The organism is Phenylobacterium sp. GW821-FHT12F10, assembly GCF_058806695.1.
The window spans coordinates 94,674-108,002 of record NZ_JBXAPY010000003.1 but is presented as its reverse complement, the minus strand read 5'-3'; the positions used below and the strand labels follow the sequence as shown (position 1 = coordinate 108,002).

The following is a 13,329-nucleotide window of genomic DNA, read 5'->3' as shown; positions in this document are numbered from 1 at the left end:
CTCATGACCGTTTCGACGACGCAGGGCTTCGTGCTCCATCCCGGCCGCCTGTCGCCGGAGACGCAACGCGCCCTGGCGCAGGAGGTTCTCGGCCTCGCCGGCGCCGCGCCCTTCTACCGGCCGATCACCCCCGGCGGTCAGGCCATGAGCGTGGAGACCACCAATCTCGGCCCCCTGGGCTGGGTCACCGACGCCCGCGGCTACCGCTACCAGGCCACCCATCCGGAAACCGGCCGGCCCTGGCCCGCCATTCCCAAGATCCTGCTCGAGCTGTGGGCGCAGCTCGCCGATCCGGCGACCCCGCCCGACGCCTGCCTGGTCAATCTCTACCGGGAAGGCGCCCGCATGGGCCTGCATCAGGACAAGGACGAGGCCGACTTCGGGTTTCCGGTGCTGTCGGTCTCCCTGGGCGACACCGCGGTCTTCCGGCTCGGCGGCGCCAAGCGGAGCGATCCCACCCGCTCGCTGCGGCTGGCCTCGGGGGATGTCTGCCTGCTGGGGGGCGAGGCGCGCCTGTTCCATCACGGGGTCGACCGCATCCTGGCCGGCTCCTCGCGCCTGATCCCCGGCGGCGGCCGGCTCAACCTGACCCTCCGGCGCGCCGGGCCAAGGCCTTGAGGTCTAGATCGGCGGGTCTTCCGGGGGCGGGGTGATGCCGTCCAGCAGGTCGCCGACCTTGTCGTCGGGCGCGGGCGCGGCCTTCGGCGGGGCGGGCTTGGGGGCGGCGGGCTTGGCCGGGGTGGCGCTGGCCACGGTCTGGGGCGCGACCTGGTCGGCGGCGAGGTCCAGGGGATCGGCCTGCGGCTTCTTCACCTCGGGCTTCGCCTCCTCGGCCTTGGCCGTCACCACCGGCGGGGGCGGCGCCGGGATCTCGTCCCCCAGGGGCTTGGCCTCGGTGGCCTGGAGCTGAACGCCGGCGGCGGCGCCCGGAGGCCCCTCCCCCGGCAGCCGGGCCTTTTCGGGCGCGCCCCGGACCCCCAGGACAAATCCGCCCACCGCGCACAGGGCGATGAGGACGGCGACAACCTTCAGGACGCTGCGCGGCATGCTCCACATGGCGCCAAGTCCTAATGCGGATCGCGGGAAAGTGGAATCGCGATTGCAGCGCGGCCGCCCACCTGACTTGAAACGGGACTCGCCGCCATGCCCGAGCTGATGCCCTCGCTTTCCCCCGACCGGGCCGCCGTCGCCGGTCGCGAGATTCTCACCTTCAAGCACCGGTTGGCCGAGACCGGCCTGTTCACCGACGAGGCCCTGATCCGGCTGCTGGACGAGCACCCGCGCGATCAGCTCACCGTCTGCACGATGGCGCAGAACCCGCCCCCCGATCAGCTGTGGATCGCCGGCGAGGCGGGCAGGCTCTCCGGCGCCGAGCTGCTGGAGGCCGCCAAGCGCGGCGCCCTGTGGCTGAGCCCGCGCAGCGCCCTGAAGATCAATCCCCGCTACCGGCGAGTGTTCGAGGCCCTCAGCGCCGAGTTCAGCGCCAAGACCGGGGTGAAGGTGGCCGGCGCCGACGCCGCGGTGCTGATCTCCAGCCCCCGCATGGGCATCTATTTCCACGTCGATCCGGGCGAGACCATGCTGTGGCATGTGCGCGGCCACAAGACGATCCGCCTCTACCCGCCGACCCAGGACTTCGTCAGCGAGGAGTCCCTGCAGGCCATCCTGATGAAGGAGACCCTGTCGGACCTGCCCTACCGCCCCGAGATGGAGCCCCACGCCCGGCCCGTGGCCCTGTCCCCCGGCGAGGCGGTCTACTGGCCCCTGCATTCGCCGCACCGGGTGATCAATGGCGATGATCTCAACGTCTCCATGTCCATGGACTTCGCCTCCCCCCATTCGCGGCTGGTGAACGGAGTCTTCCACACCCATGCGGTGCTGCGTCGCAGGCTGGGGCTGAAGCTGGGCTCGCGGGCCACACCCGCCTTCCTGCGGCCCGCCTACCTGGCCGCCTCCCTGGTCCTGAAGCGGCTCGTGCCCCTGGGCACGGTGGAGCGCGACCACACCCGCCAGTTCGATATCGACCTGGCGGCCCCCGGCTGCGTGCGCTGGCGCGAGGGCTTCGGGCCCGATGTCAGGAAGGCCGCCTGACCGGCCATCGGGCCGCCTTGAAGTAAACGCCTCTTAACCAACTGGGGCCCATAGACTGGGGCTTCCAGAATGGGAGGCGTGACGAATGGCGCGGGCGGCGCGAAAGACGGGTGTGGAGCTGGGGCTGCATATCGCCAGCCTGGCCTGGACCCATCCGACCACCGCGCGGCTTCGGGGCGGGCTGATCGCGGCCTCCGGCGCGGCCTTCGCCGTGGCGCTCGCCACCTATAGCGCCGGCGATCCCAGCCTCAACGCCGCCTCGCCCTTCCGCGCGGCCAACGCGCTCGGCGGCCCCGGCGCCACCGCCGCCGACATCGGGGTCCAGTCCCTGGGCCTGGCCGCGGGCGTCGCCGCCCTGTTGATGGTGCTGTTCGGACTCTATCGCGCCGTCTCCCCCCATCCCGACGAGACCCGGTCCCAGGTGCGCCTGCGCGCCCTGGTGGGAACCCTGGGCCTGCTGGCCCTGGCCGGCCTGCTGGCCGCCCCGCCGGCCCCCGCCGCCTGGCCGCTGGCCAAGGGCCTGGGCGGCTTCTGGGGCGACGGCCTGCTGCACGGCGTGGCCAGCGTCCTGGCCTTCGCCCGCCTGCCCGGCGCCACCCTGATCGCCGCCCTGCTGCTGGCCGTCGGCGCCTTCGCGGGCCTCGGCTATGCGCTCGGCCTACGCCGCCTCGACCTGGGCGCCGCCGCCCACTGGCTGGCCGGCGCCCTGCAGCCCAAGGCCGCCCCCGAGCCCAAGCCCGTCCGCCCCTCGGTCGCCCGCCGCGCCAGCGCCCGCGCCGCCTCGACCGGCGAGGACCGCATCCCCGCCTCGGCCCTGCCGCCCATCGCCAAGCCGGAGGCCGCCGCCGCCCCGCCCCAGCCCGCGACCCCCGAGCCCGAACCCTTCGCTCCCCCGGTGGCGGTGAAGATCCCCAAGGCCGCGCCCAAGGAATCCGGCCGCGAGCTGCGCGAGGCCCAGGGCGCCTTCGACTTCGTCAAGACCGGCGGCTTCGCCCTGCCCGAGCTCTCCATGCTGGCCAAGCCCAAGCCGCGGGCCAGCCAGTTCGACGAGGGCGCCCTGCGCCAGAACGCCCAGCTGCTGGAAAGCGTCCTGGCCGAGTTCGGGGTCAAGGGCGCCATCGACCAGATCCGTCCCGGTCCCGTGGTCACCCTCTATGAGCTGGTCCCCGCCGCCGGGGTGAAGTCGGCCCGGGTCGTGGCCCTGTCCGACGATATCGCCCGCTCCATGTCCGTCGCCGCCTGCCGCGTCAGCGTGGTGCCTGGCCGCAACGCCATCGGCATCGAGCTGCCCAATGCGCGGCGCGAGACCGTCTATCTGCGCGACCTGCTGGGCAGCAGCGAGTACGAGAAGTCCAGCTCCGCCCTGCCCATGGCGCTGGGGGAGACCATCGGCGGCGAGCCCTATATCGCCGACCTGTCGAAGATGCCCCACCTGCTGATCGCCGGCACCACCGGCTCGGGCAAGTCGGTGGGCGTCAACGCCATGATCCTGTCGATCCTCTACCGCCTGCCCCCCGAGCAGTGCCGGTTCATCATGATCGACCCCAAGATGCTGGAACTGTCGGTCTATGACGGCATCCCGCACCTGCTGGCCCCCGTGGTCACCGATCCCAAGAAGGCCATCGTCGCGCTCAAGTGGACCGTGCGCGAGATGGAGGACCGCTATCGGCGGATGTCGAAGATCGGGGTGCGCAACGTCGCCTCCTACAACGACCGGGCCCGGGAGGCCGCCGCCAAGGGCGAGCACTTCGAGCGGACCGTGCAGACCGGCTTCGACGACGCCGGCCGCCCGATCTACGAGAGCGAGAAGATCAACCCCGAGGCCATGCCCTATCTGGTGGTGATCATCGACGAGGTCGCCGACCTGATGATGGTGGCCGGCAAGGACGTGGAGGGCGCCGTCCAGCGCCTGGCCCAGATGGCGCGGGCCGCCGGCATCCACCTGGTGATGGCCACCCAGCGCCCGTCGGTGGATGTGATCACCGGCACCATCAAGGCCAACTTCCCGACCCGGATCAGCTTCCAGGTCACCTCCAAGATCGACAGCCGCACCATCCTGGGCGAGCAGGGCGCCGAGCAGCTGCTGGGCCAGGGCGACATGCTCTACATGGCCGGCGGCGGCCGCATCACCCGCCTGCACGGGCCCTTCGTCTCCGACGGCGAGGTGGAGGCCGTGGCCAAGTTCCTGCGCGAGCAGGGCCAGCCCCAGTACCTCGAGGAAGTCACCGCCGGCGCCGACGACGAGGACGGCGAGGGCGAGGGCGGCTTCGACGAGGGCGGCTCCGGCGACGACCTCTACGACCGCGCCGTGGCGGTGGTGACCCGCGACAAGAAGGCCTCGACCTCCTACGTCCAGCGCCGCCTGCAGATCGGCTACAATCGCGCCGCCTCGCTCATCGAGCGGATGGAGAACGAGGGCGTCGTCAGCCCCGCCAACCACGCCGGCAAGCGCGAAGTCCTGGCCGGCCCGCCGCCTTGAGAAACCGCTCATCCGGGCGAAGGCCGGGACCCGGATGCATCCGCCGCTGTCTGGCTTCCTGGCTCAGGTCCTGACCTACGACCTGGATCCCGGCCTTCGCCGGGACGAGCGGGTGGGGGAGCTTCACTGTTGAGTGAGCCGCTTGGCCTCTCGCCGCGCCCGTGTATCTTCCGCCTCCACGAAAAGAGGCGCCCATGATCATCGAGCCCCGTATCCGCGGCTTCATCTGCACCACCGCCCATCCGGCCGGCTGCGCCATGAACGTCCACCAGCAGGTGGGCTATGTCACCGGCAAGGGCGAGATCCCCGCCGCGCCGAAGCGGGTCCTGGTGCTGGGCTGTTCGGCGGGCTACGGCCTGGCCTCGCGGATCGTGGCGACCTTCGGCGGCGGCGCCGACACGGTCGGCGTCTCCTTCGAGAAGGCGCCCAGCGAGACCAAGACCGCCAGCGCCGGCTGGTACAACAACCGCGCCTTCGAGGCCGAGGCCGCCAAGGCCGGCCGCAAGGCCGTCACCCTGGACGGCGACGCCTTCTCCGACGAGATGAAGGCGCAGACCGTCAAGGCCATCGCCGACAATCTGGGCCAGGTGGACCTGGTGGTCTATTCCATGGCCGCCCCGGTGCGCACCCATCCCAGGACCGGCGAGACCTTCCGCTCGGCCATCAAGCCCCTGGGCGCCCCGGTCACCGTCAAGACCCTCAACACCGACAAGGGCGAGGTCTTCGAGACCGAGCTCCAGCCCGCCACGCCTGAGGAGACCGCCGGAACCGTCGCGGTCATGGGCGGCGAGGACTGGGAGATGTGGATCGCCGCCCTGGCCGAGGCCGGGGTCCTGGCGCCGGGCTTCAAGACCCTCAGCTACACCTATATCGGCTCGGAGCTGACCTGGCCGATCTACTGGAAGGCCACCCTGGGCAAGGCCAAGGAGGACCTCGACCGGGCCGCCGCCGCCATCCGCGCCAAGCATGGCGACCACGCCGCCCGGGTCGTCTCCTTGAAGGCCGTGGTCACCCAGGCCTCCTCGGCCATCCCGGTGGTGCCGCTCTACGGGGTGGTGCTGTTCAAGGTGATGAAGCAGATGGGCCTGCACGAGGGCTGCATCGAGCAGATCGACCGGCTGTTCCGCACCGTCCTGCCGGCGCCCGAGGCCCTCGACGAGGCCGGCCGCGTGCGGCTGGACGACTGGGAGCTGTCGGCGCCCGTCCAGGACGAGGTCAAGCGCCGCTGGGCCAGGATCTCCACCGAAACCCTGCCCGAGCTGGCCGACCTGGCCGGCTTCCGGTCCGACTTCCTGAAGATCTTCGGCTTCGGCCTGGCCGGGGTCGACTACGCCGCCGAGCAGGATCCGCAGGTGGCGCCCGCGGTGGCGTAACGCCCACCCCCAAGTGTCATCCCGGTCTTACGCCGTCGCCCGGCTGCGCGGCGTCGAGATGCAGCCGCGGTCGGAGCTTTCCAGGAAGTCGATCAGGGCCAGGGTGTGGGCGCCGGCTCCGTGGCGCGCGGCGGCCAGGCGCTCCTCCATGGGACCCGCGCCCAGGAACAGGATGCGGTAGGCCCGCCGCAGTTCGGCGATCTCGGCGGGGCTGAACCCCGCCCGCTTCAGGCCGACGGCGTTCAGCCCCGCCAGCCGCGCCCGGTCCCCCTGCACCAGGCAGAAGGGCGGCGCGTCCTGGGTGACGATGGACCCTCCCGCCACGAAGGCGTGGGCTCCGATCCGGGTATGCTGATGGATGGCGACCAGACCGCTGACCTGGGCGTGGTCGGCGATCCGCACATGGCCCCCCAGGGTGGCGGCGTTGGCCAGGCGGATGTCGTCGCCGAGCACGCAGTCATGGGCCACATGGGCGCCGGTCATGATCAGGTTGCGCGAGCCGATCCTCGTGGGCTCGGTCCCGGTGGCGGCGTGGACGGTGACGAACTCGCGGAACACGTTGCCGCTCCCGATCGTCAGGGCGCCCTCCTCCCCGGCCCAGCCGTCCGCCTGCGGCCCGGCCCCGATGGCGCAGAACTGCAGGAAGCGGTTGCCCGGGCCGATATCGGTCGCCCCTTCAATCACCACGTGCGGCCCGACGACGTTTCCGGCCGCCAGCCGCACCTGCGGCCCGATCACCGCATAGGGGCCGACCGCCACGTCCGGCGCGATCCGGGCGCCCGGGGCGATGACGGCGGTGGGGTGGACCTGGCTCATGGGCGCGACCCTGGGGCGGGGCCGCGGGCGCCACAACTCAACTTGCGTGACCGATTGCGTCGGCGCGCCGACATGGTAACCCTCGCGCAACATCCCCCGGATTACGTTGAGGAAACGGCCCGGAGAGCCCGATGCGCGCACTGCTCGATGACGGCCTCGACGAGCTTGCGGCCAAGACCTACCAGGGGTTTCCGCTGCGCATGACCGTCACCGCGGCGGTGGCGGCCCTGGCCTCCCTGGAGCTGCCCTGGCGGGTCTGCGCCGTCTTCCTGGTCCTGCAGACCCTGTCGGAGAGCCTCTGCCTGCTGGCCTCGCGCCGGCAATATCTGGGCCTGGCCGCCAGCCCGCGCCTGCGCCTGGCCCAGCTCTCGACGGTGGCCTTCGGCTGCGTCTCCTGGATGACCCTGGGGGCCCTGCTCTGGAGCGCCGGCTCCCCGGCCGGGGCGGTGATGGCCATGACGCTGTGGCTGTCGGTGATCTTCTTCGCCCAGACCCACGCCTACCAGTCGGCCCTGGGCTTCGTGGTGGGAGGCGCCCTGCCCGGCGCCGGCATCCTGGCCTGGGGGGTGTTCCTGGCGCCCAATCCGCTGCACATGCCCAAGCTGGCGGTGTTTGGCCTGATGGTCATGTCCCTGGGCTTCGCCAGCGACGCGGTGGTCCGCACCCTGGCCGCGCGGCGCAGGTTCGACGAGGCCCAGGAGAAGCTGCGCACCTCCGAGGCCCAGTACCGGGTCCTGGCCAACAACATCACCGACGTCATCGCCCTCAACGACCTGGACGGCCGCCGGCGCTATCTCTCGCCCTCCATCGCCACGGCCATGGGCTATTCGGTGGAGGAGCTGTTCGCCACCCCCAACTACACCTTCCTGCATCCCGAGGACGCCGACTGGGTGCCGCGCGAGATCGCCGACATGGTGGCGCGCGGCGGCGAGCTCACCCTGCAGTACCGGATCCTCCACAAGGCCGGCCATCCGGTCTGGGTGGAGACCAATTTCGGGCTGATCACCTCCGGCGAGGTCGGCGCCGCGCCGCAGATCATCTCGGTCTCCCGCATCATCGAGGCCCGCAAGGCCCTGGAGACCGAGCTGGTGGAGGCCCGCCGGCGCGCCGAGGAGGGCGCCGCGGCCAAGTCCGAGTTCCTGGCCAACATGACCCACGAGCTGCGCACGCCGCTCAACGCCATCATCGGCTTCTCCGGCGTCCTGCGGCGCTCCCCGCGCCTCGCCGCGGAGGACGCCCGCCACGCCGGCCTGATCCACGACGCCAGCACCACCCTGCTGGAGCTGGTCAACAGCGTGCTGGACTTCTCCCGCCTGGAGGCCGGCGCCGTGGAGGTGGAGGCCCGGCCCTTCGATCCCGCCGCGCCCGCCCAGGCGATCGCCGCCCTGATGGCCGACCAGGCCGCCGCCAAGGGCCTGACCCTGGAGGTGGTCGCCGAGGGTGAGATCGCGCCCCTGCTGGGGGACCCCTCGCGCATCCGCCAGGTGCTGCTGAACCTCGTCTCCAACGCGCTGAAGTTCACCAGCCAGGGCGGGGTCACCCTGACCGTGCGCCAGGACGAGGCGGCCAACGACTGCGGCCGGCTGCGCATGGAGGTCACCGACACCGGGATCGGCGTCACCCCCGAACAGATCGAACAGCTCTTCGAGCGCTTCACCCAGGCCGACGCCTCGGTCTCGCGCCGCTATGGCGGCACGGGCCTGGGCCTGGCCATCTGCAAGCGCACCGTGGAGCTGATGGGCGGGACCCTCGGCGCCGTCTCCACCCCCGGCCAGGGCTCCACCTTCTGGTTCGAGCTGGTCCTGCCCCGCACCGACGCCTTCGAGGCCGAGGAGGGCGACGACGCCGAGACCCTCGACCTGGACGCCCCCCTGCGGCTGCTGGTGGTGGAGGACGTGGCGGTGAACCGCGAGCTGATCGCCACCCTGCTGACCCCCTTCGACGTCGAGATCACCACCGCCGAGGACGGCCAGCAGGCGATCGCCGCGGTCTGCGCCCAGCCCTTCGACCTGGTGCTGATGGACGTCCAGATGCCGGTGATGGACGGCCTGACCGCCACCCGGGCCATCCGCGCCCTGCCCCACCCGCACCTGCGCGGCCTGCCGATCATCGCCATGACCGCCAATGTCCTGCCCGACCAGGTGCAGACCTGCCTCGACGCCGGCATGGACGACCATCTGGGCAAGCCCATCTCCCCGGCCCGCCTGCTGGCGGTGCTGTCGGAGTGGCCCGACCGCCTGCGCGCCGCCGAGCCCGCCGTGGCCTGAGCCGGGAACGCCCGGCGCCCTGCGCCGTTCTCCCGCCCTATTGACGCCGCGCGGCCGCTATAGGTTGTTGCGCGAAAAGGAGCCTGGTCCATGACCCGACTGACACGACGCGCCCTGGCGCTCGGCCTCGCCGCCCTGCCCTTGCCCGCGCTCGCCGCCCGTCCCGCCATCGCCCCGCTGAGCGCCGACGACCGGGCGCTGGTGGACCGCGCCGCCACCTATCTGCAGGGCCTCACCGAGGCCAAGGGCCGCTTCGTCCAGACCGACGCGCGCGGGACCATGACCCAGGGCGTGGTCTATCTGAAGCGCCCGGGCAAGGCCCGCTTCGCCTATGAGGCGCCCTCGGGCCTGCTGGTGGTGGCCGACGGGGCCAATGTCTCGGTGGCGGACTCGCGGCTGAAGACCTTCGACCGCTATCCGCTGATGGCGACCCCGCTCTCCATCTTCCTGGCCCGCCAGATCAAGCTCGACCGTGGCGTGGTGATCAGCGACGTCAGCCGCATGGCCGACGGCTTCACCATCACCGCCCGCGACGGCAAGAAGCAGGCCGAGGGCCAGATCACCCTCACCTTCTCCGACAACCCCCTGGCCCTGGTGGGCTGGACGGTGAGCGACGCCCAGGGTCAGTCGACCCGGATCCGGCTCAGCGGCCTGCAGCGCGCCTCGGGCCTGGCCCCCACCCTCTTCGTCCTCAACGATCCCCGGCCCAAGGGCGTGGGTCGTGCCAAAATGTGACAATCGGACAACAGGCAATAAGCCTCGTGAATCCTGTTGACGTTTGTATTTGGAAGTTGCAATAATGCCACTCATGGCGCCCGTGCGAGCGGGCGTGTTCCGTGCCGGAACCTATCCCCTCCCGGCGGCGGCATGAGAGACACCACTACGCCCGGGCTTTCTCCAGTGCCCGGGCGTTTTCTTTTCCCGAACAAGCCAGCTACACCCCGCGCATGCGCCTCCGTCTCTGCACCTGGAATGTGAACTCCGTCCGCCTGCGCGCCGAGCAGGTGGGCCGCTTCGTCGATGAACAGGCCCCCGATGTCCTGTGCCTGCAGGAGATCAAGTGCCAGGAGGCGGAGTTCCCGCGCCAGGCCTTCATCGACATGGGCCTGCCTCACATCAAGATCGCCGGCCAGAAGGGCTGGCACGGGGTGGCCATCGCCTCGCGCCTGCCCTTCGAGGAAGTCGCGCCCCTCGACGTCTGCCGCGAGGGCCACGCCCGCTGCGTCTCGGCCAAGGTGGCCGGCGTCGAGATCCAGAACTTCTACATCCCCGCCGGCGGCGACGTCCCCGACCGGGAGATCAACCCCAAGTTCGATCACAAGCTCGACTTCTACGAGAAGCTCACCGCCGAGATGGCCCGCCGCGATCCCAAGGCCCCCCTGGCCATCGTCGGCGACCTGAACGTGGCGCCCGGCGAGTTCGACGTCTGGAGCCACAAGCAGATGTCGAAGATCGTCAGCCACACCCCCATCGAGCTCGACGCCTTCGCCAATCTGATGGCGGCCGGCCAGTTCACCGACCTGGTGCGGGAAGCCATCCCCGATCCGCAGAAGCTGTTTTCCTGGTGGAGCTACCGGGCGGCCGACTTCCGGGCCTCCAACCGCGGCCTGCGCCTGGACCATGTGCTGATCTCGCCGGGCCTGCGGGAAGCCGCCTTCCGCGCCGGCGCGGCCGCGGCCCGGGTCCATGACGACGTCCGCGAATGGGAACGCCCCAGCGACCACGCCCCGGTCAGCGCCGACTTCGGGCTCTAACAGACAATCGTGTCGAGGTGTCCGGCCTCGCCATAGGCCAGGAGCTTGCCGTCGCGGGTCATGACGCGCAGGCCGTTTTCACGCGCGGTCGCAGCTATGATCCGGTCGGCAGGGTCGCTAGGCGGCGTCCCGGGCAACTGCGTCGAGGCGATGAGCAGCCCAGGCGGCATCGGCGCCACCTCCAGGCCAATCCGTTCCACTGACACCTCCCACCAGCGCGCCGGAGCCATGGTCAAGGTCAGTCGCCCCCGAGCGACCAGAAGGCCGATCTCCCACGCGCTGATAGGCGAGACCCGCGGGACGCCCCCTGCCCTCCAGAGCTCATCGAGCGCGGTCATGGCGGATTCGTCGATCGGTTCGGCCTGGGAAATCCAGATCAGCGCGCAGGTGTCCAGCAGCAGCGGCGGCGTCACTCGAATACCGAACCCCACGCCGGATCGGCCGGCGCGGTAAGGTCGACTCCGTCACCCAGGCGGACGGTGCCCTTCATGGCGCCGTAACCGGGAAACCCGCCGGAGCGTGGCGTCGCGCCTGCGGCCTTCGGGGGACGGGTGCGGCGAAAGACCAATCGCCCCGAGACCGTATCGACCTGCTCGGTCATGTAGCCCGCGCGGAGCCAGGTCTTGGTCATCGGGTTGTTGGAGGGGTTGTTGCTCCACCAGGCGGGGTATTGCTTGGACGCTGGAAGCTTGAAGCCAAGGATCTCCTCGACCTCCGAGAACTTCACGGGGACGCGCTCGCCCTTCTGGCCTTGCAGGAAGGTCCCAAGCGGATCGTACTTTCCCATGGCCGAGCCTCCTTGAAGGTCCACCATAACAGCATTATTAAAGCTGTAAAGATGCTGCGGGACGCCGCGCTCACACCCCGGCCAGGATCCCCACCCCGATGCCCAGGCCGAAGGCCATCAGCATCATGGCGCAGCCGGCCGTCAGGCCGACGCCGAAGCCGTAGAGCAGGGAAAGTTGCTGCGCCGATCGCGCGCGGCGGACCGGAAATGCGGCGGTCCAGGCCTCGCGCCAAGGTCCCTTGCTCACCAGCGGCTCCATGCGTCGATCTCCGGTTCAGGAGCCGACGATAGGACCGGGCGGGCGCGGAGGGACCCCGTCAGGCGCCCATTCCGAGCCTAGAGCCAGCGTGCTCTACGGCGCCAGGCGGTAGCCGCCGGCCTCGGTGAGCAGCAGGCGGGCGTTGCCGGGATCGGGCTCGATCTTCTGGCGCAGGCGATAGACGTGGGTTTCCAGGGTGTGGGTGGTGACCCCGGCGTTGTAGCCCCAGACCTCGGCCAGCAGCTCCTCGCGGCTCACCGGCTTCTCGCCGGCCCGGTAGAGGTACTTCAGGATGTTGGTCTCTTTTTCCGTCAGCCGGATCTTCTTCTGGTTGGCGTCCACCAGCATCTTGGCCGAGGGTCGGAACTCGTAGGCCCCCAGGTGGAAGACCGCGCCCTCCGACTGCTCGTGGCTGCGCAGCTGGGCGCGGATGCGGGCCAGCAGGACGGCGAACTTGAAGGGCTTGGTGACGTAGTCGTTGGCCCCGGACTCCAGGCCGCGGATGGTGTCGTCGTCGGTGTCGGCCGCCGTCAGCATGATCACCGGCGCGGTGACCCCCTTGGAGCGCATCACCTTGCAGGCCTCGCGGCCGTCCATGTCGGGCAGGTCGACGTCCAGCAGGATCAGGTCGGGGCGCGCCTCGATGGCCTGGCGCACGCCGTCGCCGGCGGTGGCGGCCTGGATGGCGGCGAATTCCTCGTGCAGTTCCAGTTGCTCGGCGAGTTCGCCGCGCAGATCATCATTGTCGTCGACGACGAGTAGGGTCTTGCGTTGGGCCATGGGCGCGAACATGCACCGTGTCGGGCGCCAGCGCCAACCGCTCAGGGGGAATGAAGCGTGCTGTTCACGGCGATGTCAGACGGGCGCTTCGATATCGGGGGCCGCGAAACCCGTTGCGCCCTGGGCAAGGGCGGGGTGATCCCGGCCGCCGACAAGCGCGAGGGGGACGGCTGTTCGCCCCTGGGGGTCTGGCCGATCCGCCGGGTGCTCTACCGCCCCGACAGGATGCCGCCGCCCGCCACCGCCCTGCCGATCCAGGCCCTCAAACCCACCGACGGCTGGTGCGACGCGCCGGGCGATCCCAACTACAACCGCCCCGTCACCCTGCCCTACCCGGCCAGCGCCGAGGCCCTGTGGCGCGACGACAAGGTCTATGACTTCATCCTGGTCCTGGCCCACAACGACGATCCGGTGGTCCCCCTGATGGGCTCGGCCATCTTCCTGCACGTGGCGCGGCCGAACTTCGAGCCCACCGAGGGCTGCGTGGCCCTGCAGGCCTGGGACGTGCTGGAGCTGATCGCCAAGGCCCAGCCGGGCTCGGCCATCTCCATCGTCGACGTCAACCCGCACCCGTTCCTGGACGCCATGGAGGCCGCGGACGAAATCCGGCGGTCCAGGCCCATCCGGCCGGAACTGCGGGTGGGAGAACCGGAGAAGGCTGACTGAGGGCCCGTGGCTCAGCCGGCAATTCTCGTCATCCCGGCCGCAGCGGAGCCGAGAGCC

The 13,329-nt window shown here is 70.8% G+C and carries 14 protein-coding genes; 8 read left to right on the top strand and 6 right to left on the bottom strand.

The features are described from left to right. Nucleotides 1-3 precede the first annotated feature (3 nt). Entirely contained in the window at nt 4-618 is a 615-nt protein-coding gene (locus AC1RN5_RS16575; RefSeq protein ID WP_493042247.1) for an alpha-ketoglutarate-dependent dioxygenase AlkB, read from the top strand. Nucleotides 619-621: 3 nt separating this feature from the next. On the opposite strand, the gene AC1RN5_RS16570 is transcribed toward AC1RN5_RS16575, so the two are convergent. After that, nucleotides 622-1,056, bottom strand: a complete 435-nt coding sequence (locus AC1RN5_RS16570; protein WP_493042246.1) for a hypothetical protein — start codon at nt 1,054-1,056, stop codon at nt 622-624. 87 nt (nt 1,057-1,143) lie between these two features. Here AC1RN5_RS16570 and AC1RN5_RS16565 point away from each other — a divergent pair, with 87 nt between their 5' ends. From AC1RN5_RS16565 to fabV, 3 genes are all read left to right on the top strand, one after another. Then, nucleotides 1,144-2,091: a cupin-like domain-containing protein gene (locus AC1RN5_RS16565; protein ID WP_493042245.1), complete on the top strand. Its 948-nt coding sequence runs from the start codon at nt 1,144-1,146 to the stop codon at nt 2,089-2,091. Nucleotides 2,092-2,176: 85 nt separating this feature from the next. Further along, nucleotides 2,177-4,570, top strand: a complete 2,394-nt coding sequence (locus tag AC1RN5_RS16560; protein ID WP_493042244.1) for a DNA translocase FtsK — start codon at nt 2,177-2,179, stop codon at nt 4,568-4,570. Between the two features lie 194 nt (nt 4,571-4,764). Beyond that, on the top strand, nt 4,765-5,943 hold the full coding sequence (gene fabV / locus AC1RN5_RS16555; protein ID WP_493042243.1) for an enoyl-ACP reductase FabV: 1,179 nt from the start codon (nt 4,765-4,767) through the stop codon (nt 5,941-5,943). Between the two features lie 27 nt (nt 5,944-5,970). Here fabV and lpxA read toward each other — a convergent pair whose 3' ends face one another. Then, on the bottom strand, nt 5,971-6,759 hold the full coding sequence (gene lpxA / locus AC1RN5_RS16550) for an acyl-ACP--UDP-N-acetylglucosamine O-acyltransferase (protein WP_493042242.1): 789 nt from the start codon (nt 6,757-6,759) through the stop codon (nt 5,971-5,973). Between the two features lie 131 nt (nt 6,760-6,890). On the opposite strand from lpxA, the gene AC1RN5_RS16545 reads away from it, so the two are divergent. The 3 genes from AC1RN5_RS16545 to xth all read left to right on the top strand — a co-directional run bounded on the left by AC1RN5_RS16545 (nt 6,891) and on the right by xth (nt 10,780). Then, entirely contained in the window at nt 6,891-9,026 is a 2,136-nt protein-coding gene (locus tag AC1RN5_RS16545; RefSeq protein WP_493042241.1) for a hybrid sensor histidine kinase/response regulator, read from the top strand. Between the two features lie 90 nt (nt 9,027-9,116). Beyond that, complete coding sequence (locus AC1RN5_RS16540; protein ID WP_493042240.1) at nt 9,117-9,761, top strand: LolA family protein; 645 nt, start codon at nt 9,117-9,119, stop codon at nt 9,759-9,761. A gap of 212 nt (nt 9,762-9,973) precedes the next feature. Further along, a complete protein-coding gene (xth, locus tag AC1RN5_RS16535) occupies nt 9,974-10,780 on the top strand; it encodes an exodeoxyribonuclease III (protein ID WP_493042239.1) in 807 nt (268 codons plus the stop codon). Here xth and AC1RN5_RS16530 read toward each other — a convergent pair. From AC1RN5_RS16530 to AC1RN5_RS16515, 4 genes are all read right to left on the bottom strand, one after another. Further along, the gene (locus tag AC1RN5_RS16530) at nt 10,777-11,193 is read right to left on the bottom strand and encodes a type II toxin-antitoxin system VapC family toxin (protein ID WP_493042238.1); all 417 of its coding nucleotides are present in this window, start codon (nt 11,191-11,193) and stop codon (nt 10,777-10,779) included. The genes xth and AC1RN5_RS16530 overlap by 4 nt on opposite strands. Beyond that, entirely contained in the window at nt 11,190-11,567 is a 378-nt protein-coding gene (locus AC1RN5_RS16525) for a DUF7662 domain-containing protein (protein ID WP_493042237.1), read from the bottom strand. The genes AC1RN5_RS16530 and AC1RN5_RS16525 overlap by 4 nt, the downstream gene beginning before the upstream one ends. A 70-nt stretch (nt 11,568-11,637) precedes the next feature. Next, nucleotides 11,638-11,814, bottom strand: a complete 177-nt coding sequence (locus tag AC1RN5_RS16520) for a hypothetical protein (RefSeq protein ID WP_493042236.1) — start codon at nt 11,812-11,814, stop codon at nt 11,638-11,640. Nucleotides 11,815-11,919: 105 nt separating this feature from the next. Continuing rightward, nucleotides 11,920-12,606: a response regulator transcription factor gene (locus tag AC1RN5_RS16515; RefSeq protein WP_493042235.1), complete on the bottom strand. Its 687-nt coding sequence runs from the start codon at nt 12,604-12,606 to the stop codon at nt 11,920-11,922. A gap of 57 nt (nt 12,607-12,663) precedes the next feature. Here AC1RN5_RS16515 and AC1RN5_RS16510 point away from each other — a divergent pair, with 57 nt between their 5' ends. Continuing rightward, a complete protein-coding gene (locus AC1RN5_RS16510) occupies nt 12,664-13,272 on the top strand; it encodes a L,D-transpeptidase family protein (RefSeq protein ID WP_493042234.1) in 609 nt (202 codons plus the stop codon). The last annotated feature ends 57 nt before the right edge of the window (nt 13,273-13,329 follow it).

Excerpts from the sequence above, each read along its gene's own strand:
- AC1RN5_RS16515 (WP_493042235.1), bottom strand. The coding sequence starts at position 12,606 with ATGGCCCAACGCAAGACCCTACTCGTCGTCGACGACAATGATGATCTG.
- AC1RN5_RS16570 (WP_493042246.1), bottom strand. The coding sequence starts at position 1,056 with ATGTGGAGCATGCCGCGCAGCGTCCTGAAGGTTGTCGCCGTCCTCATC.
- AC1RN5_RS16540 (WP_493042240.1), top strand. The coding sequence starts at position 9,117 with ATGACCCGACTGACACGACGCGCCCTGGCGCTCGGCCTCGCCGCCCTG.
- lpxA (WP_493042242.1), bottom strand. The coding sequence starts at position 6,759 with ATGAGCCAGGTCCACCCCACCGCCGTCATCGCCCCGGGCGCCCGGATC.
- fabV (WP_493042243.1), top strand. The coding sequence starts at position 4,765 with ATGATCATCGAGCCCCGTATCCGCGGCTTCATCTGCACCACCGCCCAT.
- AC1RN5_RS16575 (WP_493042247.1), top strand. The coding sequence starts at position 4 with ATGACCGTTTCGACGACGCAGGGCTTCGTGCTCCATCCCGGCCGCCTG.
- AC1RN5_RS16560 (WP_493042244.1), top strand. The coding sequence starts at position 2,177 with ATGGCGCGGGCGGCGCGAAAGACGGGTGTGGAGCTGGGGCTGCATATC.
- AC1RN5_RS16545 (WP_493042241.1), top strand. The coding sequence starts at position 6,891 with ATGCGCGCACTGCTCGATGACGGCCTCGACGAGCTTGCGGCCAAGACC.
- AC1RN5_RS16525 (WP_493042237.1), bottom strand. The coding sequence starts at position 11,567 with ATGGGAAAGTACGATCCGCTTGGGACCTTCCTGCAAGGCCAGAAGGGC.
- xth (WP_493042239.1), top strand. The coding sequence starts at position 9,974 with ATGCGCCTCCGTCTCTGCACCTGGAATGTGAACTCCGTCCGCCTGCGC.
- AC1RN5_RS16565 (WP_493042245.1), top strand. The coding sequence starts at position 1,144 with ATGCCCGAGCTGATGCCCTCGCTTTCCCCCGACCGGGCCGCCGTCGCC.